We start from the raw sequence: 26,478 nt of genomic DNA, 5'->3' as shown, positions 1-26,478 counted from the left end.
CACAAAAGAAAAACTTTAAATAGAATAATCCTAGTTTAGCAATACATTCCTAAACAGTAAAATCGAAATCGGCAATTCCGATCACTCGATTTTGCAAAACAGATTTAAGCATTACCTGTGTAGTTTCATCTAGTCTTCCCCGATACTTCCTAAAAAAGCGAATCTCTATTGGCTGGTAGAAATTCACCACCGCACAAGAATTATTGTCGGGAGCAAATCCCTGAGCGATATCTTCATAACCCTTCGTAATCGGAATAATGAGCGCATCTGGGTTGGAGGATGTTGTAAGAGGCACAACATTAGCAACACCAATTTTCGAAATATCAATTTGAGGAGCCATTAATATAACAACAGGTCTCGGTCCTTTCTCTTCTCTACCTTCTACATGAAGTCTCACTTCATCATCGTCGACTGACCACACTTCGCCTGTCTTCGGAGGATGTTGCAAGATATTTGTCATGCAACAGATGGTCTTAGAGAGGAAAGAGGAGCAAATTCTTCAGCTAACTGTCGATGTTGAGCGTAGTCGATTTCTGGATAGGTTTGGAGATGAAGTAATGCTTTTCGGCGACCTTCAGTAGTCGGATTTCTATGATCCGATATTTTGATGCAATCACTTGTAAGTATATATCCACCCGTCTCTTTTTTATATAGGGAATTCACATAGTTCTTCATCGGAGCAGTCGAGTATACGAACGATTCTAAACTTTCGACGCTCATGGTCGAAAACTTGTCGCAAAGTTCTCTTGTGAAAGAAAGCAACATTACATCTCTAAAAGTAAAATTCTCAGTTAATTCAGCTTTATAAATAGAAATTTTACCGCCATAACCTTCATCTAAACAACGTTTCGTTTGCAACTTTGTGATATCGGTATTTGCAATATGTTTATCCACTAAGGATTCAATATGTCCCTTATAATTAATTATTACAGGACCGTGTGGATATTTTATGAAAAGTTCTTGTGTGTATCTCTTCCCAAAGTTTTTTATATGGAAATACTCAAAAAGGTATATGAGTTTATTGTAATGGTAGACACCCAATTCTTGAACGAAAGACAGAATAGTTGCTGCTACCTGGTTGAGATTGTTCTCATCCCTTTGAATAGGAGGTGTCATAGATAGGATTGATTGTAATTTCATCTGTGCCTCCTTAAACAAGAGCGAGACACAAATAGTTCTTCGTAAAGTTCGTTGAAATAATTAATTAATTATAGTTATCGTTTTTTGCATAGTCAATAGTGGCCATCCTTTATACTAATTATAGGCCTTATTTGCGAGATAAGTAAAGAAGTTGCTGTTTTAAATCAGTGTGTGGTCAAGTCGGTATCTGTTTTCTTCATTCGGTAGTCCATTATTGCTTTTATCAATCCGGCGCCTGCTCCGAATCCCCCGAAGAACAACAACAGAATATCAACAACCCTTATTCTGTCAATCATCTGGATGACACCGAGAATGGCCGCCAGTACTCCAATGACTGCCGCAATAAGACTAAGTCGTTTTCCAATAAAAGTATTTTTCATTTGATGCCTTGTTACTATTGGATGAGATGCTGCATGTTTTGAATGCAAATCTTTGACCAGTTCTCAAATTTCTCGATATCTTTTTGGAGTTCGTTGATGCCGAGAAATTTCGTTTCATTAATTGATTTTTCCCGTGGTTTAACTAATGGCTTTTCCAGAGTAAGAGCATGTATAATGCCGAAGTGAACCTTCCCGACATCATTGGAGTCGTCGTTCAATAAGGCGACAATTCGCTGTGTATAGGGACAATCAATAATGACCTCTTCGTTTACTTCTCGTTTCAGCCCATCCTCATATGTAGATCCAAATAAACCTGGATCAGTGACAGAAATATGCCCGCCGATGCCTAATGAATAATTGCCAAGAAGTCTTTTCTCGTCCAGAAGTTTCCCGCGCCGATAAACAAATACGTCGCTTCCACAATGCAGCAGGGCATAGGGAATTAATTGTTTGTAGGCAGGGTTTGTTTCTGCTTCTTTTCTTTTAAGGAATGTATGATTTTTTGGATTAAGAATGATGTCTAAGTATTTATCCAGCTCAAACGTAACTCCCTGAAACATACCAATGTGTTCCAGCAATTGAGTGGGAAAGACCAAAACATATTCTTCTAAATATTTTTCATCTTGCACGATGGTTCCTTTTTTAAATTAAAAAAAATGGCCGTCACTATCTGGGTTCATACAAAACGAAAGGACGGTCACTGAAAAAATCGGCTTCGTATAATAACATCTTCTTACCAAGCCTGTGTGCAGTTACTTACCCTTTTTCCAATTGTAAGGTTTTCGTGGTTGAATCGCATACTTCACTTGGCCCAAAGTATTGGATCGGTCCGGGAAAAACATAGGAACTCTTAATAGACCACTCGGCCCTGTTTTTCGCAAATTCTTTAAATGGTTTACCGTCCAATTTCACCAGCGCTTTTTGAATAACAGGTTTCATGCAACCGTGCCTTTTTTCCATGTTCATCAACATGGTAATTGGCACACCTCCGGCGATCCATTGTTCAGCCGGAGCAGTTAGATTTCGAATCGATGCCATATACCCTGTCTTTCCCGATTCAATAATGACGGCAGCGACATACCCCAATGCATAGGTATAGTTGGCATCAAAATTAGACGGTGCAGCACAGCGGCCTTCGTACCCAAAGAAATTTGCCAATGCAGTAAATTTCCCTTTGAATTTTCCTTCGGCTTTCCATTCCTTCAGTTTATCGGAGACCATATCGATGAGTAATTTTTCAGTCTCAATACGCGAAACCATGACATTGCCATGCGGATCGCGATCCAGTATGAGTTGAGTCTGTATTTCTTTTGGAAAGGAATTAAATGCTTTGGATGAATCAGCGCTTATATGACTGTTAATAAACTGGAATTTATCATCGTCGGTCTCTAAAGCGTTAAAAAATTCGGCTTTGTGAGCTATTAAATCATTCAGCTCGGAAATCAATATTCTAATTTCAGGTATGAATTCAATTAAACCTTCCGGTATCAGGCAAATCCCAAAGTCTTCATTATTATCAGAGCGTGTTTTTATCACTCTGGCAATGTCTTCAACAATCTGGTTCACTGTCAGTCTTTTTTCCTGTACTTCTTCAGAAATGATAGCATAGTTTGAATGGGTTTGAAGGACACACTCGAGTGTAATATGTGAAGCAGAACGCCCCATGAGTTTAATGAAATGCCAATATTTTTTTGCAGACATAGCGTCGCGTTCGAGATTGCCAATAAGCTCACTGTACACCTTACATGCCGTATCAAAGCCAAAGGATGTTTCGATCATGCCGTTTTTCAAATCTCCATCAATGGTTTTGGGGCAGCCTATGACCTGCACACCGGCATTGATCGACTTATAATATTCAGCCAACACGCAGGCATTTGTGTTTGAATCGTCTCCCCCAATGATAACGATAGCATTGATACCAAGTTTTTTGCAGTTCTCGAGACTTTTATCAAACTGTGATTGTTCGTCCAGCTTCGTCCTGCCGCTGCCAATGATATCAAATCCTCCTGTATTTCTGTATTCATCAATCAGTTGAGCAGTCAGTTCAATATATTTACCGGCTACTAATCCTGAAGGACCGCCCAGGAAACCGAATAATTGGCTGTTGTTATTCATAGCTTTTAAACCATCAAAGAGCCCGGCAATTACATTATGTCCTCCTGGAGCCTGACCTCCGGAAAGAATAACCCCAACTTTTATTGCAGGTGACTCCAAATGCTTTGAACCGGTTTCGATATTTAATACCGGTAAACCGTAGGTATTTGGAAACATCTTACTAATTTCTTGTTGATGGTCAATAGATTGAGTTGCAGCACCCTCTTGAATCAATATGTTGCCTGTTAAGGCGGCTGGTAATTTTGGTTTATAGTCGGCTCTTGCTATTTGTAACACACTTTTTGTCATAGGATTGAATTTTATATGTTTTTACTTTAGTGAGTTTTATTAACACTGTATCTAATTAAATCAATTATTGGCAGAAAATCCAGATGGAAAAAGGGTGCGTAAAATCTGTTTTTGATTTCAAGAAGAAGTGTTATTATTCCTTGAGAGCATATCGTTTCCGCACCGCGGGAATAAGATATTCTGCAAATGCTCGTTCCATATCGTACTTCGGCTGCCAGCCCCAATCGGTACGCGCCGCAGAATCATCCACGTCTGCCGGCCAGCTGTCGATAATTGCCTGACGCCTGTAATCAGATGCAAATGTAACACTAGGTTTCGGGAACGCTTTCTGGATAATTTGAAATATTTCCGATGCCGATGGATTGAAAGCTCCTACGTTATAGATCATCCTTGTCAGTTGCTCGCGCGGAGCAGATTGAAGGTTTAGTAACGCAGTAATAGCGTCGGGCATTGCCATAAACGGAATACATGTATCCTCACGAACGAAACAAGTATAGGGTTTATTTTTAGCTGCCATATGCAGCATCTCAGGAGCAAAGTCACTTGTTCCTCCTGTCGGCAGAGTAGCCGCGCTAATCAGTCCGGGGAACCGCACTCCGCGGAAATCAACCTGACCTTTGGGCGGCTCTGCATCCAATTGACGATAGAATTTTGCATAATACCTGCCAAGCTGTTCAGTGTACAGTTTGTTGATGCCGTACATCGTGCGCGGCGTCAGCCATTGATCTTCTTTGATTTTGCCGGCTCGTTGTTTAGTTGCGATGTCGGGAAGACCATAAACAGCGATAGAACTTGGATAGATGAATTTAATTTCGCGTCCTTGCAAACGCGATTGCGTGACTGCGATTTCCAGAAGATTCATTGAGCCGTTGACGTTCACACGATGTGCCAATGTCGGTTGACGTTCGGCGCGTGTAGAAAGCAGCGCAGCAAGATGATAAATTGTATCGAAGTTATGTTCGGTAGAAAGTGTTTCTAGTAAATGTGAATCTAAAATATCTCCTGTGACGATCCGGTGACAACGTAATCGCACTGATTCTTCGATGGAGAGCATATCCATTGCGACGATGTGCATGCCGCCTTGTTCGGACAATTGTTCAATCAGTCCGTGACCAATTTCGCCGTTTGCACCGGTGATGAGAATGGTTTTGATTGACATAGATATTCCTAATTCACATTAAATAATTATTGAAGGAATAGAATGGCATAGTAATTAGGTAATCTTTCTTTAGCGAGAAAGGATTGCTGTTTGTTTATTCTTCATAGAGATCGTTTATATCGGCGGCTGAAAGTTCTACGAAGAAATCGGCAATGCGATTTGTCACATCGAGAAGGAATTGTTTTCCTTTTTCTACAGAAGCCTTCTTTGGATTACCGACACCCGTGTCTTCTGATGCTTTCGTCCATTCGCGCGGTGCCCACGCTAATCGTTCACGCAATCCTCGGAGTTTAAACTTCTTTTCTTTCCCTGCACCTGCTTCAGATAATGGTAGAACCAAATCTGGTGCGATATTTAACAGCACGCTCGTCTCCATCTCGCCTGCATGATCGTCGCGCTCCTCAAAATACTTCGCCTGTTCGAGTATTTGATACCAGTTAATCTGACAAATAAACATTTTTGGAAATTGAGGCTTCAATTCGCGAATCATTTGTTTGAAGTCGTTACCGCCGTGACTATTCAGAATTACTAGCTTGTTCAATCCATGACGATGAAGCGAGTCCACGATATCATGCAAAACAATGAACTGAGTGCTTGGTTTCATGTTGATGGTCAGCTTGATATCAAGTTGACCAGTGTTTACGCCGAAAGGAATAGCCGGCAAAACAATGACTTTTCCACCTCGTTCCCAAGCTATTCGTGCCGATTCTTTTGAAATGTATTCGCTTTCTATAATGTCAGCAGCATAGGGAAGATGATAGTTGTGCGGCTCGGTTGCTCCCCAGGGAAGGATGGCAACTTTGTAACTGCCGCTTTTGACAGCTTTCCAATTGGTCTCGGAAAGAATATATTGTCTGGTGTTCATATAAGAATAATTCTTAATGTTTATGTTGTTCTGCCGGTTTGATTTGTTCGGCGTTTTTTATCTTGCCTGTCAATCTTTGCGGCGCATGAATGAGTATCGGCAAGCACTGCGAGCAAATCCAAAGTTCTTCACCGTTGTAATGCAGATATAGAAGCGGTGTCTCGCGTTCAGATCTCTCACAGTTCAAACAGTGTAATTCTGATTTCATAGCTCGTATCTTATTCTCTAAGATTTTATTTGTCGTTCCAGTGTATTTATCGTTTTGCCATCCTGTGCTTGGATCGATGGCGAGGATTCTACGGGATTCAATTTATTGATAAGATTAAGAGCTTCATCTAAAAGATCACCAATCGTATGAAGAGATTCTTGAACTTCATGAAGTTTAGTGACGTCCGTATTTTTCATCAGCAATTGTAGGTAGATCTTCGCGGCGGCTATTGGGTTGCCGATTCTATCTGCGGCAGAAAGCGCCATTTCCAGCGCCGTTGACCGTCTTGTCTCTTCCGAAATGCGCTCCTCGAGCGAGCGAATACGTAATCCCGAACGAATCCGTGCTAACAATTCATCGAGTTCAAGACGTTTGTCAAAATAATCATCCGCACCTGCATCCAATCCTCGTACGATGTTCTTCGTTCCAGAATGACCAGTAATCATAATTGTATAGCGGCTGCGATGAACAAGATCGGCTTTAATGAGCTTAACTAATTCTATGCCGTTCGTTCCCGGCATTTCCCAATCAACAAGAATAATATCTGGTTGGCATCGTTCCATTTCCCTCCAACCGTTGATCGAATTCAGTGCAGAAGCTACCGCATATCCTTTCGCTTCCAAACCCATCTGCAACGAAGAGACGAATTCAGCATTATCATCTATGATTAGTATGGTATTCGGCATTGTCTCATGTAGTATGTAAAGTTTTGCTGCATTACATAAAACTGCAGTTCGTCTAGAAATAAGCTAACAATTTGCATCTTGAAGCGCAATGCATAACTCTCTTTAAGATAGTGGAATGTGTTCTAAATCAACGGTAATACAAATGCTGCTACCTCGGTGCGTTCTTTCCAGCCGCGCTCTTCATAGAACTTGCGCTGATAGGATTCGCGAGTTCGACTGTTAATGAGTGATACGCGTGCACAGCCGTGTCTTCGTGCTTCTGCAATGACTTGTTCCAGCAAAGCCGTGCCGACACCTTGTCCGCGGGCTTTTGCAGAAATAAAAAGTTCAGAAACGTATCCTTCCGGCCCAGGGAGAAAGAAGTAAGGAAGATAATGCACCGAGGAATATCCGATGACTTTATGTTCTTCATCTTCCGCGACAAAAGCAGAATGGCTGTCATCTGCGAGACAGTGGGAAATATGCTGACGGACACGCTCTGCCGTCGTTTGAGCGGATTCAGATTTTAAATGTTCGAACCAGCCGACTTCGCGGATAATATCGGTTATATCTTCGGCATCCTGGAATTGTACGTTGCGTATCGTGATATCCATCTTTGCCTCATACTTCATTGTGCGAGGCACTTTGGAAGTGCCTCGCACGTTACTGCGCACTATTTCTCTTTCTTCAGCGGTAAGATACCGCCTGCTAATTCACCAATAACATTGACCAGTTCGGTGTTTGCCGGTACAACAATTTTCGCGTTGTGCTGCAAAGACACCTGAACGGTTTCAAGACGTTTTAATAATTGCGCGTTGCCAACAAAGAATTTGTTAGCAGCATCATTCACAAGCTTAATTGCTTCTGCTTCACCTTCAGCCGCAAGAATTCGTGCCTGACGAATTCCTTCTGCTTCCTTGATAGCAGCACGTTTCTTTCCATCTGCTGCTGTTTCGGCGGCAGTGGCAAAATCGACTGCCGCAAGTTTTTCGTTTTCTGCCTTGACAATCTTGTTCATGGTCTCTTGAACATCTTTCGGCGGATCAATCTGTTTTAATTCTGTGCGGACGATGTCAATACCCCAATTCGTTGTCTCTTGAATGAGAATTTTATGAAGATCGTCGTTGATGCGGCCGCGCTCGCTGTTGGCGGATTTAAGTGTCATCGTGCCGATGATATTCCTGAGCGTGGTGCGCGCAAGGTTCACTATCTGGAAATTCACATCGTTGACGTTATAGACAGAGTTCTTTACATTTTCTTCATCGTGCTTCACTTTAAAATAAACCTGCGCATCGACGACAGCATTCAGATTGTCGTTGGTAATGATTTCCTGCGGTTCGGCATCAACCATCTGCTCTGTAATATTGATCCGATATATTTTATCAATTCCCGGCATAATCCATTGAAAGCCGGGCTGCGCAAAGCGGTTGTACTTTCCTAAGCGTTCTATGAGTGCTCTGTGCGTCGGGCGAATAATTCGGATACCGATCAAAAAAAGAAAAACAATAAGAATTCCACCTACAACCCATAAACCGTTCAAGGTCGCTCCTGATTCTTCCATCATAGTCTCCTTATAAGTGATTAGACATGAGTCGAATAACACACTCTTTCACATTGATCAGACGAGACTGCATGATCTCGTCTGAATGCATCAATCATTTCACTTTACATATTCTTCTGCAAAGAACTTCGCCGAGAGCGGTTCTCCTGTTGCTTCTTTTATCAAAGCATCCCAGCGTAAACTGGCGCCTGGTGCAAATACCTTTGCTTTCAAATAGGTGCCGACTTCCGGTTTGTTCGCAAAGCAAACTTCGTTCATACTTTCTTGCTTTAATACATTTTTTGCAATCTCATGTTGAAGCTGAGACGCTGTCAACTCACCAAGCTGGTAATTATGATAATACGCTGGGTATTGTGCCAAGTGAATTTTTGCCGCCCAATCCGGTGCATTGCGACCTTCCGGTGGAGTGACCATTTGATATTCTTTCACTAAAGACCACCAGAGTTTATTCAAGTCTTGATCGGGATTTTCATACATAGCTTTCTCAAACCTCATCATCACCTGTGTCCACCTGCAGAAGATAAGAGCATGCATCCGTAAATTCTCCTGTCCTACAGCGCGGATCATTTCTTTGTCTTTATTGCTGATGCCCACCATCGTTTGTAGCCAGTCGGCATTGCTTGGCTGCCGTTCCATCAACATGGCAATGGCTTCCGTAACGAATGTATGTGTTTCGATGCGAAGGAGGAATGGGAGGTCGCGTGAAACGTTCTTGCTGTACGCAGCGTGACCTAATTCGTGCAGCATCGTACTCATCCAGTCCTGATTATCAATGACACTCAGCATAACTCGGATATCACCCGATCGATCAATGTCGTTCTCAAACGCATGCTGGTATTTCCCTTTTCGTCCATAGATGTCGCTATTCTTCAAAATGTCGTCTACAGGTAAACCGATGTTTGCGTAGAATGTTCGACCAAGTTCATCGATTTTCTTGCCTTTGAAGTATTTATCAAGATTCACCGAGCCCATCTGAGGCGCTTCCTGGAAAAAGCGGTCTTGATAATGCCAGGGCATTATGTTTTCCGGTTTTATACCGTACTTCTTTGCCAGAGTTGCATCGATCTCGGTTTTAAGTTTTTTAAACGGCTTATCAGTGAGAGTTTTCAATTCGTCGAAAATAGAAACGATTTCGTTCACAGTCTGCTCACTGGTGGCTAAGGACATTTCGTAATAATTCTTAAAACCCAACTGATGCGCAGCTTCATTGCGAAGTTTCACTAATTCTACCACCATTGGTGCAACTGCTTTTCCGACTTCTTTGCTTGCTTCCCACGCCTTCTGGCGTTTTGTGCAATTGGTTTCGTTTTTCAGGATATTGTTGATAGTATTGTCATCCACTTCTTTGCCATCGAGAATTGGACGAAATGTGTTAAACTTGTTGGCAATTTCTGCGTTCTTCTCAACGATTTTGCGCATAAGCGCCGTGTCCATTTGGTTCTTTACATAGTTATTATAGAGGAGAATAAGCTGACGTTGGAGAAGCTGATCTTTAATGTTACCGGCTTCCTTCCATTCCTTTAAATTTTCATATTCATGCTTGTTGGAATATATCTTGTTGATCTCTACTTCGATTGCTGCTCTTTCATCATAATATTTTTTTTCGCCTGTTGCATTAGCATTCCAATCGGCAAGGTTCATCGCCCTGAACTTTGGCTCATAGATCTTGAGGTGCCTGTCAATGAACGCGCGTAAGTCTTTCTCGTCGTTGCGCATCGAACAGGATATCAATGCAAACGAGAAGAGAATGGGTAGAAAGAGAACGATGTATTTCATAAACACTCCTTTAAAATAAAGTAAGAATGGAAGGATTTGTAGATAATCTATGGAGAGGATTGCTGAAGCGCAAGCGCTTTTGATTTATGTTAGAATCTTCGAATCCTCAAAGTACATACTAGATTCAGTGAAAAATCCTTTTGAATATCGCACTCAATGTTTGTGCAGGTCTTTGTGCATAATCTTCCGTGTTTCATGGAGACGGTCGTCAGCCGGGAGATCGATGAGAGTACGGTTCATGTTCTCGTCGTTTTCTTTCGCTAGTAACCTTGCAACAAATTCGATGACGCTTGGCGGGAAAATACCATTACGTTCGTACAGATTCCGTTTTTCCAAGAGTAAACGTGATGATCCCATACAACTCGTTGGGAGGGCAAGAAGTGAATTCAGGAGCTTCTCATCTTTGAATATGTTGCCTGTCACATAGACTTTCTCCGCTGATGCAACCGAATCATCGTGCGTCATTCCCCATTCAGCAGCCATAGTGATTCCTGCCAGCAACAAGTGAATAAGAGCGCTCCCATCCGGACTTCGCAGTTCAACAGTCTGGCATCCTTCATTCTGATAGGATGTTGTCCTTTCCTGCGGGTTGAGACGTAGAGCAAGGTTGTTTAAATTCGACCAGCCGAGCGGTACGCGGATCATAGCACTGCGGTTCATATCGCTCCAGCACACTCGTGTAGGCGCCTCATGGTCAGGTATTAATCTCAAATATGCCGATGAGACGGTGTTTCCGAACGCTGTGAGAGAATCCGCGTAGGTGCACAATCCACCGATAACCTGTTTTGCGATTTTAGAAAGCTTTCCATCAGGATCGGTCATCAGATTCTTTCCGTTCTTCATCACTTCCATATGCACATGCAAACCGTTGCCTGCGATGCCTTCTTCAATCTTGGGTGTGAATGTTGCAACACATCCATGCCTATAGGCGACATTCCGGATGAGCCATCGGGCGAGGACAAGGTAATCGCCCATATCTTCGATCGGTGCCGGTAAAAATTCGATTTCCAATTGTTCGGCCTGCTTATCCTTGATTTCATCGAGATCGCTGCGGACATTTGGTACGTATCCTACTTCACCGTGTGCGTACTTTACCGATTCAGTGATCTGCGCAATATATCGCACCATCTCATCAAGAATGACGCCGCTTTTAAGAAATGGTCCGGACGAATGGTACCCGTGCTGTTTCTTCGAAAGAAAGATGCGTGATGCCGGTTCGCTGAGAAGGAAGAATTCCAATTCACCCATGGCATACAATTCAGCCCCGGTATTTTTCTTAAAGAGCATGCTCGCGTTGTGCAAGATTGTATCGAGTGTAAATGGCGCGAGACTTCCGTTTCGAAGAAGGTAACGGCATGTAAAGTCGAGACTTCCTTCATCGAATGGATTGAGAAAAGCGGATTTATAAACCGGTACAACATAGAGATCAGAAAGCGACGTGTCTATCATGCCTTTAAAGAGCGAGGATCCATCCACGCGCTCTCCATCAGCAAGAACACGTTCAGCCTGTTTATGGCTGCCGACAGGAATTTTTAGTTCTTTATACTTGCCATCGAGAGCTGTGTAATGGAACGTGATTCGTTCGACCTTCTTTGTTTCGATGATCTTAATAAGATCTTCACGGCAGAATTCTTCTCGTGGTTTGCTGAGAAACAACGACAACGGGTTGGTGAGGGCGTACGGGTCGTTCATAAACTATCCTCTCTTCCAGAAAAAAAACTACAATTTGTGTGAGAAAATTTGTGGCAAAATGATACTAAGAAAAGGGAGGAGAAGCAAAGTGTAAGACCAGGAAATAGTTGCTGAGAGGCTGTTCTCATGCTGGAAAAAAGCGATTATTCTACACTTTATAGTCCGGCATACGCCGTTCAATGCGTATAAGCGGAACTTATTATTGAACCGTTAAAACTTGTCGGTTTCCGCTTTTATCAATTCCCATACACGCTTTAGATGTTGTTCTGTTGTTGCAGGATTTCCGATCGCCAAACGGATGGTATATTTTCCGTGAAGCTTTGTATGAGAAAGAAATGCTTCACCTGTTGAATTTATTTGATCAATGATTTTTTTATTCATGTGTTCCAATTTTGTTTCATCAGAAATTCGATGTGGATGATAGCGAAAGCAAACAACACCAAGGGGAACCGGCGCCAGCAATTCAAAATCTTTGTCTGCTTTTATCCAGGACGCAAATTCCAGAGCCAAATTGCAAGGTTTGCGCAATTGTCCTACAATTCCATTCACACCAAACGAACGAATGACAAACCAGAGTTTCAAAGCCCGGAATCGTCTGCCAAGTTGAACTCCCCAATCCATATAATTATTTACGCTATCGTCCGAGGTTGTAAGATATTCAGGTATGAGACTGAACGCTTGTTTCAGTGTGGCAACGTGACGAGTATATAATGCACTGCAATCAATCGGCGTAAAGAGCCATTTGTGCGGATTTGTTACAAAAGAATCAGCACGGTCGCAGCCATCAAGCAAATATCGCATTTCTGGGATAACGCCAGCCATTCCTCCGTATGCCGCGTCAATATGCAGCCAGAGTTTTTCTTTCTGACAGATATCTGCAATTGCCGGCACCGGATCGATGCTCGTGCTGGAAGTAGTTCCGACTGTTGCAACAACTGCAAAAGGAAACCAACCATTGTTCCTGTCCTCTTCAATAGATGCGGCAAGAGCTTTCACATTCAATTTAAATTCTGCATCAGAGGGAATCTTCCTTACACCTTCTTGACCAATGCCAAGCACAATTGCAGCTTTTTCTACTGAAGAGTGTGTTTGATCTGAACAATACAATCTGAGTTTTGGTAAATCTCTCCTGCCTGCTAATCCTTCCTCGCGTATACGTTTGTGGATTGATTCGCGTGCGGCTGCGATTGCGATAAGGTTTGAAGCAGAGCCGCAGTCAGTAATAACTCCGCGAAATTCTGCAGGTAATCCAAGCATTTGCCTCAACCAATCAAGTGTAACCTCTTCCAATTCTGTCGCTGAAGGCGAGGTTCGCCAAAGCATTCCATTTATATTCAATGCTGCGCTCAACATTTCCCCAAGAATACCAGGGGCAGAGCCGGTAACTGAGAAGTACGCATGGAAACCGGGATGATTCCAATGCGTAATTCCGGGTATAATGATTTTATTGAAATCTTGAAGTATAACATCCATCTTCTCCGATGACGAAGGAGGAACTGTTGGTAACTGCTCCTTAATATCACCTGGTTGGATGTTTGGAAATACTGGATAGTTTTCTGGTTTTTTTAGATAATCAGCAATCCAATCGACGACTTCTTTTCCGATCGTACGAAATTCTTCAGGATCCATTCCACCAAAAGTGTCTTTAGCCATTTTTCATTTTAATTATTTTGAATTTTTCATTTTACTTCAACAGGCGGACCATCCGGAACACCGGAATCAAGAACGATCTTCCAGGAACTATCGGGTTGTTTCTTCCAGGTGGTCGAATACGTGCCGGTGGATTTCATCCATTTTCCGGCTTTGTTCTTCCGAATTCTTTCCCATCGTCCCACGGTATATCCAATAACTCCGGGTATCATCATTTCGGCCTTTGTGGGATGCCAGCGGAGTGTGAACGATGAATCTCTAAAAACAGGTTCCATCTCTGCACGAATTTCGGCAGGGCCTGTCGTCGGCTTGCTTGTGTCCTCCAACATTGAGCCGTTCGGTGCGAAATATGCAACCCAACCCTCAACACCTTTCTCGGCAGTCGCTTTATCAAAATCACGGTCGAGTTGCATAAGCAAGGATGCTTCATCTTTTGCTTTTGTGTCTTGTGCCATAAGAATTCTGATTGGAAAAATGAAACACAACGTCATAATAGAAAATAGTTTTTTCATAATTGTTTCCTTGATTAAGAATTACATGTTTCAATAAGAATCTGAACAAAAACTAGCATAAGTGCAAGGACTTGAAATTTCATGGATAAATATGGAATTACTGACACAAAAGGTCTGCGAACATTGTGCACGGGAAGCAGTGAAGATTGTAGAGAAGATACAACAGGGCAATTAGAGCATTGTCTTCAGCTTATCGTACCCGGCACGGCTGATAAGGAGTTTTGTGCCGTCTTTTAAAATTGCCATGCGGCTGTCTTTGGCATAGAGCTCAATGCGTCCGATGCGTTCAAGGTTCACGATATATGAGCGATGGACACGCACGAACTTTGTTGGATCGAGCAGCTTTTCCAACTCCGCCATGCGCTGTTGTTTCAGATGAGATTTCCCTTCCACTTTGATCGCTACGTAATCATCTTGTGCTTCGATGTAATCGATTTTATTGGCAGGAATGACATGCACTTTCGAACCGTCTTTTACGAGTACGCGTTCCAAAGCCATGGGTTTCATGCCAGCAGCTTCCACAAGTGCTTCTAAGGGCAGAGATTTTTTCTTTTTTAGATGCTCGGTAACGTGTTTCAAAGCTTCGTCTAATCGGTCCTTACTGAACGGCTTTAAGAGATAATCTACTGCATGCCGTTCAAATGCTTTTACTGCATATTGATCGTATGCAGTCGCAAAAATTATTGTCGGTGGATTTTCAGCAAGTTCCAATACTTCGAAGCCGTTCAGTTTTGGCATTTGAATATCAAGAATGGCAAGATCGGGTTTCAATTCCGTCAGCGCCTTTACTGCTTCAAAGCCGTTAGCACATTCGGCAACAATTTCGATATCGCCGCGCTTCGAAAGAAATTCACGCAGCACCATACGTGCAGGTTCTTCATCGTCGACAATAATAGTGCGGATAACAGATTTGGACGCCATACAAATATTTCCTGGTTATGTGGTACACTCTTTTGTCGGAAATGAAAGCTCAACCTTAAACATGCCGTTGCTTTTTTCCACGCTGATTCTTCCTTCATCACCGTAAAGTGTTTGAATACGTGAGCGGACATTCCTTATCCCCAGGCCGGTGCCTTTCTTGGCAATGTAATCTGGATCAAAAGGATTTTCGACAGAAATAATAAGTGTACTGCTGTTCTTTTGTGCTTTCAATGTAATCGTGCCGCCTTCAACAAGCTGGGAAATTCCATGACGAACGGCATTTTCAATCAGGGGCTGAAGGAGCAGCGGCGCAATTTTGCACTCGAGTGTTTCGCTTGCGATTTCGCGCTGTACTTGCAGGCGTGAACCGAACCGAACCTGCTCGATTGTAAGAAATTTATCGATGATGGAAAGTTCATCTGAAAGAGGAATACGATTCTTGGAGCCAAAATCCAGGCTGTTCCGGAAAAAATCCGCCAGCAAAATGACCATGGTACGCGCTCGCTCGGGATTCGCCGTCGTCAATGCGCTGATAGAATTCAAACTATTAAACAGAAAATGCGGATCGATTTGAGCGCGGAGGGCACGGAGTTCGGCATCCTGTGCGAGCAATTGTAATTCCAGTGTTTGTTTTTCTGCTTCCCGCGACTGTTCAATTGCAATTAAAGCATAATGAAGCGTAGCAACTAATAAGAAGATCAAAACAAGGGTGCTAAAAATCCCCATAATCCAGGGCTCATACAATGGCGCAACAGAAGCGGAAAGTTGCAAGGAATCGATAAAATGCACCCATACATATCCAAACGCTAATTCAATACCGGCAGCAATACATGCCGCAACAAGAAAGAGAGTGAGCAAATTGTACCACTGCGTTGTGCGAATAGGATAAATTTTGCAAAGATAGTAGGAGGAAAGACAAATAAGAGCAAAGAATAGAGTGTTGGGAACATCCGCCGCAAGTAAGGCGAACCATTGATTGGGAAGCGAAAGCAGATAGGGAATCTCTATCAGCATTCCGACAAATAGCCAGACTGCGAGATAGAGGAAGAGCGTACGTCTGTTGGAAAGAATGGGATGCATGCTAATTTTTTATCTCGATGCCGCCCATCACGGCTGTTCCTTTGACGATTAATCGTTTGGTTGAATTTTTCTCCGGACGCGTTTTATCTTCAAAGCCACCCATGAATGGAAATCCTTCCACGATAACAATCCAATCTTCCGGTACGCGAACTTCCATTCCACCCATAAATGCGAAGATATCCAGCACTGCTTCTTTTTCAAATGACGCTTCACGCAAATCAATTTCTAATCCACCCATCACGGCAGTGAGCTCACCGCCTTTGAAATTCCGCGAATTGTTTTTGCGTTTATATCCACCCATCACAGCGATCGCTTTGATGAAATCGTACGCATCCGATGTATCGACAATGGGAATCGTGGTGCGACTGCGAAAGACAGAACTGCGTACGATCATAGAAAGTCCGACAAAAACAAGAATGAGAGGCCAGTAATCCCAGATATTAAAATTAATAAAGTACATTCTATCAAGAAGCATGGCCGATCCGATAAAGATGAGAATGAAACCCCAAACTTTTCCAGGGCCGCGCTGACATTGAAGTACATACGCAATGCCGATGACGACGAGTATGGCAGGCCAGTATCGCAGATAATCATGTGGATCGATCATGCCGATGTTCCCGAGAAGAAAAAGAACACCGACCAAAATGATTGCTGCACCGAGCACAAGGCGCGGAGCGAAGAATTCATGTTTAGATTCCATGACAATGCTCCTTCATTTCATGATGAGAAGGATAAATAGATTTCCACAGCATTCCGATGCCTGCACCGATTAGAAGAATAGGCCATGAATTGCTGTAGCTCAATCCGAATAGATGAAGCTCGGAAACGAGAAACCATCCGCCCATAAAAAGCATCCAAAAGGCTTTACGATATTCCCACCCAAATTGTGCGTCGAGTAGTTTTCCTAACCCGATGGCAATAAAGATGAGCGGCCAATAATGCCAAATGGGCCCGTAGGCAAATAAGTCAAGTTTATTGAGAAGTATCGCAACTCCAACGAAAACCAAAAAGATACCAATACCCAATTGGCCGTATGAGCGATGTGTGTGATGTTCCATTTTTTACACTCCTTATGAAAAATGAATCTATGCAATAATACTGAAAATTCAAGAGGAGGTTGCGATAATTTCGGCAGACAGGGAAGTGGAATCGGTAAGTGGTGGGAATCTCTCTAATCCATCTCAAAAATGTGTTTATAAAAGCGAAGTCATACTGATCTTTTCGAAACGAGATATCACAGCGCACGTCAGGCCCTAACAAGCTTCACCTGATTTGCAAATTGTTTTTGAGATGACTAAAAAGCTTCCCGGGGCTAGAAACCTGTGAGGCTTCATGAGGATTATTCCTGCGCCGGCATACCAAACTGCGACCATTCCTCGCGTGATGGTCCATAAACGCCAGGAACTGTAAGTCCTGCTTGCCGCATCAGAACGGTCATCTGTGCACGATGGTGGATCTGATGTTTCATGATCGATGTGAGCGTAGCGGTACGAGTCCACTTTTGTCCATACATATCGATTTCATCAAACAGCATCCCGTCGTTCCATTTTTGTTTTATCTCTGATGCTAATGATGCCCCTGCTTTCTCGTATGCTGCAATGATTATCGATGCAGAGTTTGGATCAGGTGAGTTTTCAGGTGGCGCATCGACTTTCAGGCCGGCTTTATCTCCCATCTCGCCAAGTGTCAGAACAATGTGCCATGCGAGATGACCTAATGAGCGGCCTTCCGATGATACTTTCTGTTTGAGTGATGTGTCGGTAAGATTCTTAAACACTTTGAGTGTAGAATCATTCTCTTGAGTCCAATCAGTGAGAAAATCTTGAATTGTGCGGTACATTTGTTTCTCCTTGAATTACAATGTGTTATAGATTTACACCAATTTTTCTCAGTTCATTTGCTATGTCGGGATGAAGTGGGATTCCATGCTGCAAGTTCTCTCGGCGTGACTGCCAGCTTCTATCGCCGGGGAAAGTGATGAGAACACCCGGTTCTGTTTCGTGAAGCCAGAGGGCGAATTGTTCGATCTTTATTCCCATAGCTTCAAGCGAACTGAATGAACTTACATCTAACGCAATAAACAGCTTGGTAGTACCGGGGTTGAGAGCGCCGCGTTCAATTTGGAGAATTTCATGCGAGAGCTCGGTCCCGGCAAGAGCTCCAGTGAGAAGCTCCATCATCATAGCAAGACCGGCACCTTTATGGCCGCCAAACGGGAGAAGCCGATGGCTCTTCAATATTTCGTTTGGATTGGTTGTGGACTTCCCTTCGGAATCTAATCCCCATCCCAGCGGTACTTCTTTTCCTTCACGGGCGTATATTGCAATTTTCCCATGCGCTGCTTGACTCATTGAAATATCGAGAACAATAGGATCTTGACCGGGTCTCGGTACACCGATACTAAGCGGATTATTGCCTAATAATGGTTTTGTGGAATTCCAACCCAAGGTATTCGGGATCGTGTTTGTTGTGCAGATACCAATTGTACTGGCTTGAGCCGCTCTGAATGCATACGCAAAAGCGCGTCCCCAATGAGTTACGTTTGTCGCAAGGCAAGCACCGATACCGAATTCCTTTGCACGCTCAATTGCAATATTCATTGCGTAAAGCGATACGTAACGGCCCGGACCGTTGTCGCCGTCGATAACGCATGTTGCCTTATGTTCTTTCACGATTCTCATATTTGGATTGGATGTTGCTTTGCCCTTCTCCATTCCCTTCAACAAAGCAGGAAGCATACAGACTCCGTGTGAAGGAACTCCCATCAAGTCTGATTCCGTCATGATCTCTGCTTCGATGTGAGCGATATGCAACGGTACGCCGGCTTTTTGAAGTATCTCTTCAACCTGCCGTATCAATGTTGTCTGTTCAATACGAATGTGCTCAGCCATGCCAGGTCCTGTGCCGGTCGATCCAATATCCCCATGGAATAAACAGCCACATGGATAATGCCATCCATCCGACCGGATCGGCATTTGGCGGTGGAGGGCCAACGATATTCGCTACGTAGCTGACTGCAAGGAAGATGATGAGCGTCCACAGTGTAATAACAACGGTTTTGTCTTTTGCTTTAGTTGTTCGAAGATAGAAATAGATGCCGAGTAAAAACAACGCAGACTCGATACTAATTGTCGCAAGAGTCGAATTCCACAATCCCAGACCAACGAAAGTTGACAAGCCGGGTGCAAGCGGTAAATCGGGAGTGTGAGAAATAAAATCCAATAGCCAATGACTGAAGACGACACACCCAACGATGAATGCATTATGTTTGCTTTTGTTGATGAGAAAATATGCGCCGCCGATCAGTCCCGACCACATCAACGATGTGAAGAGACTATGCGATATGGGATAATCATATAAATCAAGGCGCAAGAATGGTATAACATGAGGATTGATGCGGACATGCTCGATTCCTGCAATGATGAGCAGCGGCCAAAGAAGATCGAGAAATTGAGCCGCAAAGAACAGAGTTCCGAGTTTGACCTGGGGTGCAGCGTTCTTCGCACCGAGTCCGACAGCGAAGTGGCCGAGGAACATAATAAGTTCTTCTTTCTTAGTTTGCGCTATTCAACGAATTTGTTCTTGGTCGGTCATGCTATCAATATCCATCTCTCCGCCCAAAAAATCAATTTCAATTCTTTCTATCACGTGTCGTTCAATTATTTTTTTTGCACCATAATCGCCTTCAAGCGACAACAATTCAGGGAAGATGCGACGGTCGAACAACGCAGGCACACCAACAGTCCCCGCATATTTGCACGTGACGATAGGTGTTCGTGTTGAAGTGTATGTGTCGATCAGTGTATTCAAAATGTCTGTTGACAACTTTGGTTGGTCGCACAGAACGATGATTACTGCGTCGATGTTTGTTTCAAGCGATTGTATTCCTGAGCGAATAGATGTGCTCATGCCGCGTTGCCAATTCGGATTTATGACAACGTCGACCAGTACGTTTTCAATTTCCGATTTCATTTTCTCTGCTTCGTACCCAAATACCACACGAACAGATTTCGCCTTTGACAGCAAAACTGTTTCCACTGTTCTGCGAAGAAGAGTCATTCCATTATAGTTAAGAAGTTGTTTTGGAGCGCCGAGCCGGGTGGATGCACCGGCGGCGAGAATTATTATAGCGATTTGTGGTGGTGTGGACATAAGAGAAATCGAACCGCCAAGAGCGCAAAGTCCTTGCGTCCCTTCGCGACCTTGGCGGTTTCAAAAAAAATACTACTTCTTATCTAATATTTTTTCCATCTCATCCATCACGCGGTTCATTTTTATCATGGTGAGATCGAATGGCTCGGAGGTCGTCATATCGACACCGGCTTTTTTCAATAATGCAATTGGATAATCGGAACCGCCGGAAGAAAGGAATTCGATATACTCTTTTGTCGCGGTTTTGTCACCGGCCAGCGTACGCTCAGACAATGCCGAGGAAGCAGTGAATGACGTGGCATACTGGAAGACGTAGAAGTTGTAATAGAAGTGTGGAATAAACATCCACTCCGATTTTATTTCGTCGTCGACGATGCAGATGTTCTTGTCATGCCCGTAATATTTTTTGACAATTTCGTCATACATCTGATTCAATACGTCCCCGGTGAGTGGTTCGCCCTTTTCTGCCTTTTCATGAATGCGCAGTTCAAACTCCGCGAACTGCGTTTGCCGAAACACCGTTGCTTTGATGCCCTCGAGATAACTGCCGAGCAGCGAAAGCCGTACATTGTCGTCTTTGATTTGCTTCAGCATGTAATCAATGAGCAACGCTTCGTTAAATGTGGAAGCAACTTCCGCAACAAAGATCGGATATTGCGACGTGGCATAGGGTTGATTTTTATTGGAAAGATAACTTTGCATCGAATGCCCGAATTCATGCGCAATTGTGCTCATGTCGTCATACTTGCCGTTGAAGTTGAGCAGTATGTAGGGGTGTACATCGTAGGCGGAACCATTGGAGTACGCGCCTGAACGTTTGCCTTCGGACGGATAAACGTCCAACCAGCGTTCCGCAAATCCCTTTTTAAGGACATTGACATAATCCGAACCTAACGGCTTCAACGCTGCAAGAATATGCTGTTGTGATTCTTCGTACGTGTATTTGAGATCGACATCTTTTAATAATGGCGCATAGAGATCGTAATAATGCAGTTGATCGACGCCGAGGATGCGCTGGCGCAGTTTGAGATATCGGTGGAATGTGGAAAGATTTTTATCCACATTCTCTATCAAACTGTAATACACTTTTGTGGGAATATTATTCGCATCTAAAGAACTTTCCAAACACGAGGAGTACTTGCGTGCGTTCTTGTAGAACATGTCTTTCTTTACTTCGGCATTAAGCTGCGTGCCGTATGTGCGGCGGTATTCGTTCAACTTACCGAAGAATGTTTGAAATACTTTCTTGCGGTCTTCGCGATTAGTGGAAGCGCGGTTTAAAACGTATCCTGATTGATTGAGTTTCACGGTTTTACCATCGCTCAAGGTAACTTCAGGATACGGAAAATCCGCATTGGAAAAAATGCCGTAGATATTATCCGGCGCATCAGCCATCAATCCCGCATCGGCAATAATTTTTTCTTCGCCTTCGGTTCCGGTATGCGCTTTGCGGCGGAGAATGTCATCCAGATAATGTCTATAAATTTCCAGTTTCTTCTCATCTTTGATAAAACCCTGTACTTTTGCCGGATCGATCTTGAGAATTTCTGGTTCGATAAATGCTGCTTGTGCATTGAACGATGCTCCAAGCTGACTCATTTCTTGCTGCATTCCAAGATACGATTGTACCTTAGTGTCTTGGTCCAAACTCATGCTTGCATAGGAGGAAAGACGTGAAAATTCCTTGTTGATTTCAGTGTAAAGATCGAGACAGCCTAACAACTGCTGAGCGGATGTACCTAATGTTCCTTTATATTTTTTGAGCGCAGGAATTGAAATGCTTCTTTCGGTTGCTGGATTGGTCTCTGTAAGCCGTTGCTTCGCTTCTTTCCATGCTGCATCGGATGAATAAAGGTCGGTAAGGTTCCATTTATATTGGTCGGCAATTTTACTGCGGTCGCGTTCCTGTGCCAGAGATATGTCTGGTGTTATAACTGCCAGACCGAGAAGTGGTAACGCGAATTTTGCAAATGGATGCATTTCATCACCTTGAATTTGTTGGGACATAATGAATTACTACCTCAATACGTTGATTGATGTGTGTGGGTTTCAATGTACGGGATGGAAAGGACGGAGGCAACAAGAAGATTATTCCCGTTGATCTACCGTGCAGCGTACTACCCGATGGTACGCATTGTATAATCATTATGTAAGGATTATAACTTTTCATAAGGTTCTCTACCTCTCCTTCGTTCCAAGATGGAGATATTATTTATTGGAAATAATTATCAAGCGGATGGGATTTGGCAACCAAAATTTGATTCAGTTCGAAAAACCGATTTCTTTTCCAATAAGTGTCAGCACTAAATCTCTTGCTCCTCCATCATTGCGATGTTCGCAAAAATAAATTCCCTGCCATGTGCCAAGATTCAACCTTCCATCTGTCACTGGAATGAACACACTGCTTCCAAGTATCGATGATTTGAGGTGTGCCGGCATATCATCGGATCCCTCGGTGTCATGTCCGTAATATGGCGCATGTTCCGGCGCCAATTTGTTAAAGTGTTTTTCAAAATCTTCACGGACGGTGGGATCGGCATTTTCGTTCAGCGTGAGTGATGCTGATGTATGTTTGAGAAACACATGAAGCTCTCCGTGCTGAATTGTTTCCAACTCCGGAATTTGAGAAATGATCTCCGGTGTGACCAGATGGAATCCACGGGTGCGTGCACGGAGTTGTATTTCTTTTTGGATGATAATCATTATCGTGTGAATTACCGTTTCTTCTTCTGCTAGAATAACAGAGATAACGGTTACCTTATCTCAATGTTAAATCCTTAAGCATATATGACTGTCGGTATGGCTATTCATAGATTTTATTGATTTACCAGCCACTCCTGCGCTTCTTCCATGGTGTCTGAAAGATGGAAATCCCTCCCTGTCGCAGTTTTAATTACGGTTAAGATAATTTTTGCCCATCCTGCTATTCCAACTACTACACTTGCCTTGACATATGGCGTGTTGTGCTGTGCATATTCTTTAATAAGGCCGGCTATCTCTGCATCAAATCCCGTATTTGTTACTTGTGTAATGACAAGCAATGATTTTGGAGGTTGCCGTCGGATTATTTCTTTTGCGTGTTCAACATGTTCATGAAATTCTGGTTTATCTTTAGATTGCAAGCCTGCAATATCCAAGCATAGTATTTTCTTACCTTTATGATTGAGTTCATAGACACCAGCCATGTTATTATCTCCTCATTATTGTTGTATCAGCCACTCCTGTGCTTCTTCCATAGTATCTGCAAGATAAAAATCTCTACCGATCATCGCTTTGATTGCAGCCAGGACGACTTTCTGCACGCCTGATACTCCAACCAAAGCACTGGCTTTTACGTACGCAGTGTTGTGGTCGGCATATTCCCCCATGATCGCAGCAACCTGTGTATCAAATCCGGTGGAAGTAACATTTGTAATAATCAATAAGGATTTTGGAGGACACTTTCGGATTTGTTCCTTAGCTTCTTCTACGTGTTTCTGAAATTCCGGTTTGTCCTTTAATTTTAGGCCTGCAACATCCAAACACAGAATGTTCTTACCTTTATAGTTGAGTTCATAGACACCAGCCATTCGATTGCCTCGTGTGTTTGTGTAGGGTTCACAATTCGTAGCAAATATAGAAATATTTTTCGGGACTTTCATCATTTTATATCGTCAATTTGTTCGCTTTCTCATTGTCAAAGAAAAAACTTCCGCAACATGAACCTTGTCAAGGGTTTGAAACCTTGGCAAGGTTCACAGAATTTTGGAAGTCTTTTCTTTCAATCCGATAAACATTTTTGCAAATTGTCCGTAAAATATAATCGTATTTGTCCTTCATTCACCTGCCAATGCCAAGGAGAATTTATGAGACCTAAAATATTGTTTGCACTGTTGTCCATTATTATAGTGAATATCGCACTGGCACAGTCCACAATCACTCCATACCACGAACGCAACGATTTTCTCTTCACATCACCCGGAGCAATGAAATTCGGATTATATGGGTATGATAATCCCGCGCTGCTTTCGTATGTTCGCCAGCCGGATCTTTTAGTGACATGGAACGATGCGAGCGATCCAACAAATCGTTGGGGTATGTTTGTCGGAGTACCGAGCGCAGGATTCGGTATGGTGCGCGAAAAAATTGGCGGCGTCGCAGTTGCCGATTATCATCTTTCACTTGCCGCAGGTGATAGAACTCTCAGCACGGGAATTTCATACGGTTGGACGATTACCGATAATCCGACTCTTGATAAATCCAGCCTGCTCACGTTAGGTACATTGTATCGTCCGCTTCCGTTTATTTCCACCGGCGTTACTTATACATCGGCATTGAACACGAAGGGGTATGAACTCGCAGGAGATATCGCAGGGCGTCCATTGGTAAGCGAACTGGTCACCATCTTTGCAGATTATATTCTTCATCGCACACCGCAACTCGACCAAAACATGTGGAGCGCCGGAATCGCCCTCGAAGCAATGCCCGGTATCCGTATCATAGGGCGCTACTTCAACACCAATGCATTTACTCTCGGTGTACAGTTCAACTTTGGTCATCTTGGATTGGAGACACAGGCGCACTATGACGGCAGCAAGAACCATGCATATAACTCGTATGGTATTCGTCTCGGTGCATATGACAGGAATATTTTTGACGGCGCTCTCATAACAAAAAAAGTATTTGTCGAAATGAATCAACCAATGCATGTCGATTATCAGCGGTATATCCTTTTCGACAAAACACAAACGCTGCTCAGCCTTCTTGAAGCGTTTGATGCAGCAAAGGATGACCCCGCCGTTGCTGGAATCGCCTTGAACACTTCTGGGATGGAAACAGATGCTGAAAAGTTATGGGAATTGCGCGAAAAGCTGAAAGAATTAAAATCCAGCGGTAAGAAAGTCTTTGTTTTCATTGACCGCCCAGATATTAATTTGTACCACCTTGCATCAATTGCAGATAAAATTGTCATGGACCCACTGGGGATGATCATGATTGATGGGTTCGTTATGGGGCGTACGTATTTAAAAGGGACGCTGGAAAAGATCGGTCTTGGATTCGATGAATGGCGGTTCTTTAAATATAAGTCAGCAAATGAAGATTTTTCACGGGACAAGATGTCGGATGCGGATCGTGAACAACGGCAGAAGCTTGTGGATGATTGGTACAAAATTGTTAAAGAAGAAATTTGCGAGGCTCGGCACTTAACCTCTTATCAATTTGACACGATAGCGAATGAACATGTGCTGTTTCTTGCTCAACAAGCGAAGGAAAACGGGTTGGTAGATTCGATAGGACGTTGGGAAGTAGTGAAACAGCTTGTCAGACAGGAAACAGGAAGCGATGCATCGTTTGTTGTTGACGGGTCGCTTAAAAAATTCAATGCCCCATACGACAATCACTGGGGGGAACCGCCGCAAATTGCAGTCATATATGCACTTGGTGTCTGCGATATGGATCAGGGAATTGCTGCCCGCAGATTAGTGAAAGATTTTGAAGCTGCTGTAGATAACTCGAAGGTAAAAGCAATTGTTCTTCGCGTCGATTCACCCGGAGGCGACGCGATGGCTTCCGATTATATTGCAGAAGCTATAAAAAAGGCAAAAGGCAGGAAACCCATCATTGTATCGCAAGGATTTGTTGCAGCTTCTGGCGGGTACTGGCTTTCTATGTATGCGGATACAATTGTTGCAGCCCCGCGCACTATAACAGGTTCCATTGGTGTCATTGGGGGTTGGATGTACAATAAAGGATTAAAAGAGACACTCGGTATGTCGACGGATTTTGTGAAAGTGGGCGCGCATGCAGATTTAGGATTCGGTATGCGATTACCGCTGGTGGGAATTCAAATTCCCGATCGTAATCTAGCCCCGGAAGAACGTGCCGTCGCTGAATCATCCATAAGGACGATGTATAAAGAGTTTGTTGAAAAAGTCTCTCTGGGACGGAAGAAACAGGTAAGTGCCATTGAACCGATTGCACAGGGACGTGTATGGTCTGGCTTAGATGGAAAACAGAATGATCTTGTGGATGTACTTGGCGGATTGGAAACAGCAATCAACATTGCAAAGGAGCGTGCCGGTATCCCAAAGGATCATGATCTCACTATAATAGAGATGCCGAGGAAGGGATTGATAGATTTCAGCAAGTTTATACCGAAACTTTTTGGCATTGAAAATAACATTGCAAGTGATCCAACTGTCGAATTATTGAAGTTCCGGTTACGGCATAACGGAGAGCCGCTGCCTATGCTGCCACTAGAAGATTTGGATATGATGAATCGATAATAAAAAATTCATGCGGTGAGACGTTCAATTGAACGTCTCTACCTGTAA

At 43.3% G+C, this 26,478-nt stretch carries 27 protein-coding genes; 1 reads left to right on the top strand and 26 read right to left on the bottom strand.

The window, feature by feature from the left end; translation table 11 throughout:
- Positions 1-49 precede the first annotated feature (49 nt).
- The 26 genes from NTX44_14160 to NTX44_14035 form a co-directional block, all read right to left on the bottom strand.
- Positions 50-460 carry a type II toxin-antitoxin system PemK/MazF family toxin gene (locus NTX44_14160; protein ID MCX6122751.1) on the bottom strand — a complete coding sequence of 137 codons (411 nt, stop codon included), beginning with the start codon at positions 458-460 and terminating at the stop codon, positions 50-52.
- Entirely contained in the window at positions 457-1,140 is a 684-nt protein-coding gene (locus NTX44_14155; GenBank protein MCX6122750.1) for a DUF4065 domain-containing protein, read from the bottom strand. Before NTX44_14155 ends, NTX44_14160 begins: the two co-directional genes overlap by 4 nt.
- A 164-nt stretch (positions 1,141-1,304) precedes the next feature.
- Positions 1,305-1,520: a hypothetical protein gene (locus NTX44_14150; protein MCX6122749.1), complete on the bottom strand. Its 216-nt coding sequence runs from the start codon at positions 1,518-1,520 to the stop codon at positions 1,305-1,307.
- Between the two features lie 14 nt (positions 1,521-1,534).
- The gene (locus tag NTX44_14145) at positions 1,535-2,149 is read right to left on the bottom strand and encodes a hypothetical protein (protein ID MCX6122748.1); all 615 of its coding nucleotides are present in this window, start codon (positions 2,147-2,149) and stop codon (positions 1,535-1,537) included.
- A 127-nt stretch (positions 2,150-2,276) separates the two neighbouring features.
- Positions 2,277-3,923 carry a diphosphate--fructose-6-phosphate 1-phosphotransferase gene (locus NTX44_14140; GenBank protein MCX6122747.1) on the bottom strand — a complete coding sequence of 549 codons (1,647 nt, stop codon included), beginning with the start codon at positions 3,921-3,923 and terminating at the stop codon, positions 2,277-2,279.
- 133 nt (positions 3,924-4,056) lie between these two features.
- Positions 4,057-5,082, bottom strand: a complete 1,026-nt coding sequence (locus NTX44_14135) for an NAD-dependent epimerase/dehydratase family protein (GenBank protein ID MCX6122746.1) — start codon at positions 5,080-5,082, stop codon at positions 4,057-4,059.
- A gap of 94 nt (positions 5,083-5,176) precedes the next feature.
- A complete protein-coding gene (locus NTX44_14130; protein ID MCX6122745.1) occupies positions 5,177-5,947 on the bottom strand; it encodes a creatininase family protein in 771 nt (256 codons plus the stop codon).
- 225 nt (positions 5,948-6,172) lie between these two features.
- Complete coding sequence (locus tag NTX44_14125; protein MCX6122744.1) at positions 6,173-6,841, bottom strand: response regulator transcription factor; 669 nt, start codon at positions 6,839-6,841, stop codon at positions 6,173-6,175.
- Between the two features lie 122 nt (positions 6,842-6,963).
- A complete protein-coding gene (locus NTX44_14120) occupies positions 6,964-7,434 on the bottom strand; it encodes a GNAT family N-acetyltransferase (GenBank protein MCX6122743.1) in 471 nt (156 codons plus the stop codon).
- A gap of 59 nt (positions 7,435-7,493) precedes the next feature.
- Positions 7,494-8,384: an SPFH/Band 7/PHB domain protein gene (locus tag NTX44_14115; GenBank protein MCX6122742.1), complete on the bottom strand. Its 891-nt coding sequence runs from the start codon at positions 8,382-8,384 to the stop codon at positions 7,494-7,496.
- Between the two features lie 96 nt (positions 8,385-8,480).
- A complete protein-coding gene (locus tag NTX44_14110) occupies positions 8,481-10,157 on the bottom strand; it encodes a M2 family metallopeptidase (GenBank protein MCX6122741.1) in 1,677 nt (558 codons plus the stop codon).
- Between the two features lie 153 nt (positions 10,158-10,310).
- A complete protein-coding gene (locus tag NTX44_14105) occupies positions 10,311-11,849 on the bottom strand; it encodes a glutamine synthetase family protein (GenBank protein ID MCX6122740.1) in 1,539 nt (512 codons plus the stop codon).
- A 210-nt stretch (positions 11,850-12,059) separates the two neighbouring features.
- Entirely contained in the window at positions 12,060-13,502 is a 1,443-nt protein-coding gene (locus NTX44_14100; protein MCX6122739.1) for a pyridoxal-dependent decarboxylase, read from the bottom strand.
- A gap of 26 nt (positions 13,503-13,528) precedes the next feature.
- Complete coding sequence (locus tag NTX44_14095; protein MCX6122738.1) at positions 13,529-14,011, bottom strand: nuclear transport factor 2 family protein; 483 nt, start codon at positions 14,009-14,011, stop codon at positions 13,529-13,531.
- Between the two features lie 171 nt (positions 14,012-14,182).
- The gene (locus tag NTX44_14090; protein ID MCX6122737.1) at positions 14,183-14,932 is read right to left on the bottom strand and encodes a LytTR family DNA-binding domain-containing protein; all 750 of its coding nucleotides are present in this window, start codon (positions 14,930-14,932) and stop codon (positions 14,183-14,185) included.
- Positions 14,933-14,947: 15 nt separating this feature from the next.
- The gene (locus tag NTX44_14085; GenBank protein MCX6122736.1) at positions 14,948-16,012 is read right to left on the bottom strand and encodes a histidine kinase; all 1,065 of its coding nucleotides are present in this window, start codon (positions 16,010-16,012) and stop codon (positions 14,948-14,950) included.
- 1 nt (position 16,013) lies between these two features.
- A complete protein-coding gene (locus tag NTX44_14080) occupies positions 16,014-16,712 on the bottom strand; it encodes a DUF5668 domain-containing protein (protein MCX6122735.1) in 699 nt (232 codons plus the stop codon).
- Positions 16,702-17,070, bottom strand: a complete 369-nt coding sequence (locus NTX44_14075; GenBank protein MCX6122734.1) for a DUF5668 domain-containing protein — start codon at positions 17,068-17,070, stop codon at positions 16,702-16,704. Before NTX44_14075 ends, NTX44_14080 begins: the two co-directional genes overlap by 11 nt.
- A 281-nt stretch (positions 17,071-17,351) precedes the next feature.
- Complete coding sequence (locus NTX44_14070) at positions 17,352-17,852, bottom strand: DinB family protein (GenBank protein MCX6122733.1); 501 nt, start codon at positions 17,850-17,852, stop codon at positions 17,352-17,354.
- A gap of 25 nt (positions 17,853-17,877) precedes the next feature.
- Positions 17,878-18,903, bottom strand: a complete 1,026-nt coding sequence (locus NTX44_14065) for an Ldh family oxidoreductase (GenBank protein MCX6122732.1) — start codon at positions 18,901-18,903, stop codon at positions 17,878-17,880.
- Positions 18,896-19,549, bottom strand: a complete 654-nt coding sequence (locus NTX44_14060) for a hypothetical protein (GenBank protein ID MCX6122731.1) — start codon at positions 19,547-19,549, stop codon at positions 18,896-18,898. The genes NTX44_14065 and NTX44_14060 overlap by 8 nt, the downstream gene beginning before the upstream one ends.
- A 30-nt stretch (positions 19,550-19,579) precedes the next feature.
- On the bottom strand, positions 19,580-20,164 hold the full coding sequence (locus NTX44_14055; GenBank protein ID MCX6122730.1) for a nucleotidyltransferase family protein: 585 nt from the start codon (positions 20,162-20,164) through the stop codon (positions 19,580-19,582).
- A gap of 72 nt (positions 20,165-20,236) precedes the next feature.
- Positions 20,237-22,171: an oligoendopeptidase F gene (pepF, locus tag NTX44_14050; protein ID MCX6122729.1), complete on the bottom strand. Its 1,935-nt coding sequence runs from the start codon at positions 22,169-22,171 to the stop codon at positions 20,237-20,239.
- A 255-nt stretch (positions 22,172-22,426) separates the two neighbouring features.
- Positions 22,427-22,867 carry a secondary thiamine-phosphate synthase enzyme YjbQ gene (locus NTX44_14045; protein ID MCX6122728.1) on the bottom strand — a complete coding sequence of 147 codons (441 nt, stop codon included), beginning with the start codon at positions 22,865-22,867 and terminating at the stop codon, positions 22,427-22,429.
- Positions 22,868-22,980: 113 nt separating this feature from the next.
- The gene (locus NTX44_14040) at positions 22,981-23,349 is read right to left on the bottom strand and encodes a hypothetical protein (protein ID MCX6122727.1); all 369 of its coding nucleotides are present in this window, start codon (positions 23,347-23,349) and stop codon (positions 22,981-22,983) included.
- Positions 23,350-23,364: 15 nt separating this feature from the next.
- A complete protein-coding gene (locus NTX44_14035) occupies positions 23,365-23,808 on the bottom strand; it encodes a hypothetical protein (protein ID MCX6122726.1) in 444 nt (147 codons plus the stop codon).
- Between the two features lie 201 nt (positions 23,809-24,009).
- Here NTX44_14035 and sppA point away from each other — a divergent pair, with 201 nt between their 5' ends.
- Positions 24,010-26,430, top strand: a complete 2,421-nt coding sequence (sppA, locus tag NTX44_14030) for a signal peptide peptidase SppA (protein ID MCX6122725.1) — start codon at positions 24,010-24,012, stop codon at positions 26,428-26,430.
- Positions 26,431-26,478: the final 48 nt, after the last annotated feature.

The organism is Ignavibacteriales bacterium (assembly GCA_026390575.1).
GTDB lineage: Bacteria > Bacteroidota > Ignavibacteria > UBA10030 > UBA10030 > Fen-1298.
The sequence above is the reverse complement of the archived record's forward strand: the minus strand, read 5'-3'. Positions and strand labels throughout refer to the sequence as shown.

Coding starts and splice junctions, on each gene's coding strand:
- NTX44_14130 (MCX6122745.1), bottom strand. CDS start 5,947: ATGAACACCAGACAATATATTCTTTCCGAGACCAATTGGAAAGCTGTC.
- NTX44_14095 (MCX6122738.1), bottom strand. CDS start 14,011: ATGAAAAAACTATTTTCTATTATGACGTTGTGTTTCATTTTTCCAATC.
- NTX44_14090 (MCX6122737.1), bottom strand. CDS start 14,932: ATGGCGTCCAAATCTGTTATCCGCACTATTATTGTCGACGATGAAGAA.
- NTX44_14115 (MCX6122742.1), bottom strand. CDS start 8,384: ATGATGGAAGAATCAGGAGCGACCTTGAACGGTTTATGGGTTGTAGGT.
- NTX44_14075 (MCX6122734.1), bottom strand. CDS start 17,070: ATGGAACATCACACACATCGCTCATACGGCCAATTGGGTATTGGTATC.
- NTX44_14105 (MCX6122740.1), bottom strand. CDS start 11,849: ATGAACGACCCGTACGCCCTCACCAACCCGTTGTCGTTGTTTCTCAGC.
- NTX44_14070 (MCX6122733.1), bottom strand. CDS start 17,852: ATGTACCGCACAATTCAAGATTTTCTCACTGATTGGACTCAAGAGAAT.
- NTX44_14040 (MCX6122727.1), bottom strand. CDS start 23,349: ATGGCTGGTGTCTATGAACTCAATCATAAAGGTAAGAAAATACTATGC.
- pepF (MCX6122729.1), bottom strand. CDS start 22,171: ATGTCCCAACAAATTCAAGGTGATGAAATGCATCCATTTGCAAAATTC.
- NTX44_14135 (MCX6122746.1), bottom strand. CDS start 5,082: ATGTCAATCAAAACCATTCTCATCACCGGTGCAAACGGCGAAATTGGT.
- NTX44_14035 (MCX6122726.1), bottom strand. CDS start 23,808: ATGATGAAAGTCCCGAAAAATATTTCTATATTTGCTACGAATTGTGAA.
- NTX44_14155 (MCX6122750.1), bottom strand. CDS start 1,140: ATGAAATTACAATCAATCCTATCTATGACACCTCCTATTCAAAGGGAT.
- NTX44_14160 (MCX6122751.1), bottom strand. CDS start 460: ATGACAAATATCTTGCAACATCCTCCGAAGACAGGCGAAGTGTGGTCA.
- NTX44_14140 (MCX6122747.1), bottom strand. CDS start 3,923: ATGACAAAAAGTGTGTTACAAATAGCAAGAGCCGACTATAAACCAAAA.
- NTX44_14100 (MCX6122739.1), bottom strand. CDS start 13,502: ATGGCTAAAGACACTTTTGGTGGAATGGATCCTGAAGAATTTCGTACG.
- sppA (MCX6122725.1), top strand. CDS start 24,010: ATGAGACCTAAAATATTGTTTGCACTGTTGTCCATTATTATAGTGAAT.
- NTX44_14060 (MCX6122731.1), bottom strand. CDS start 19,549: ATGTTCCTCGGCCACTTCGCTGTCGGACTCGGTGCGAAGAACGCTGCA.
- NTX44_14125 (MCX6122744.1), bottom strand. CDS start 6,841: ATGCCGAATACCATACTAATCATAGATGATAATGCTGAATTCGTCTCT.
- NTX44_14045 (MCX6122728.1), bottom strand. CDS start 22,867: ATGATTATCATCCAAAAAGAAATACAACTCCGTGCACGCACCCGTGGA.
- NTX44_14055 (MCX6122730.1), bottom strand. CDS start 20,164: ATGTCCACACCACCACAAATCGCTATAATAATTCTCGCCGCCGGTGCA.
- NTX44_14120 (MCX6122743.1), bottom strand. CDS start 7,434: ATGGATATCACGATACGCAACGTACAATTCCAGGATGCCGAAGATATA.
- NTX44_14150 (MCX6122749.1), bottom strand. CDS start 1,520: ATGAAAAATACTTTTATTGGAAAACGACTTAGTCTTATTGCGGCAGTC.
- NTX44_14080 (MCX6122735.1), bottom strand. CDS start 16,712: ATGGAATCTAAACATGAATTCTTCGCTCCGCGCCTTGTGCTCGGTGCA.
- NTX44_14065 (MCX6122732.1), bottom strand. CDS start 18,903: ATGGCTGAGCACATTCGTATTGAACAGACAACATTGATACGGCAGGTT.
- NTX44_14085 (MCX6122736.1), bottom strand. CDS start 16,012: ATGCATCCCATTCTTTCCAACAGACGTACGCTCTTCCTCTATCTCGCA.
- NTX44_14110 (MCX6122741.1), bottom strand. CDS start 10,157: ATGAAATACATCGTTCTCTTTCTACCCATTCTCTTCTCGTTTGCATTG.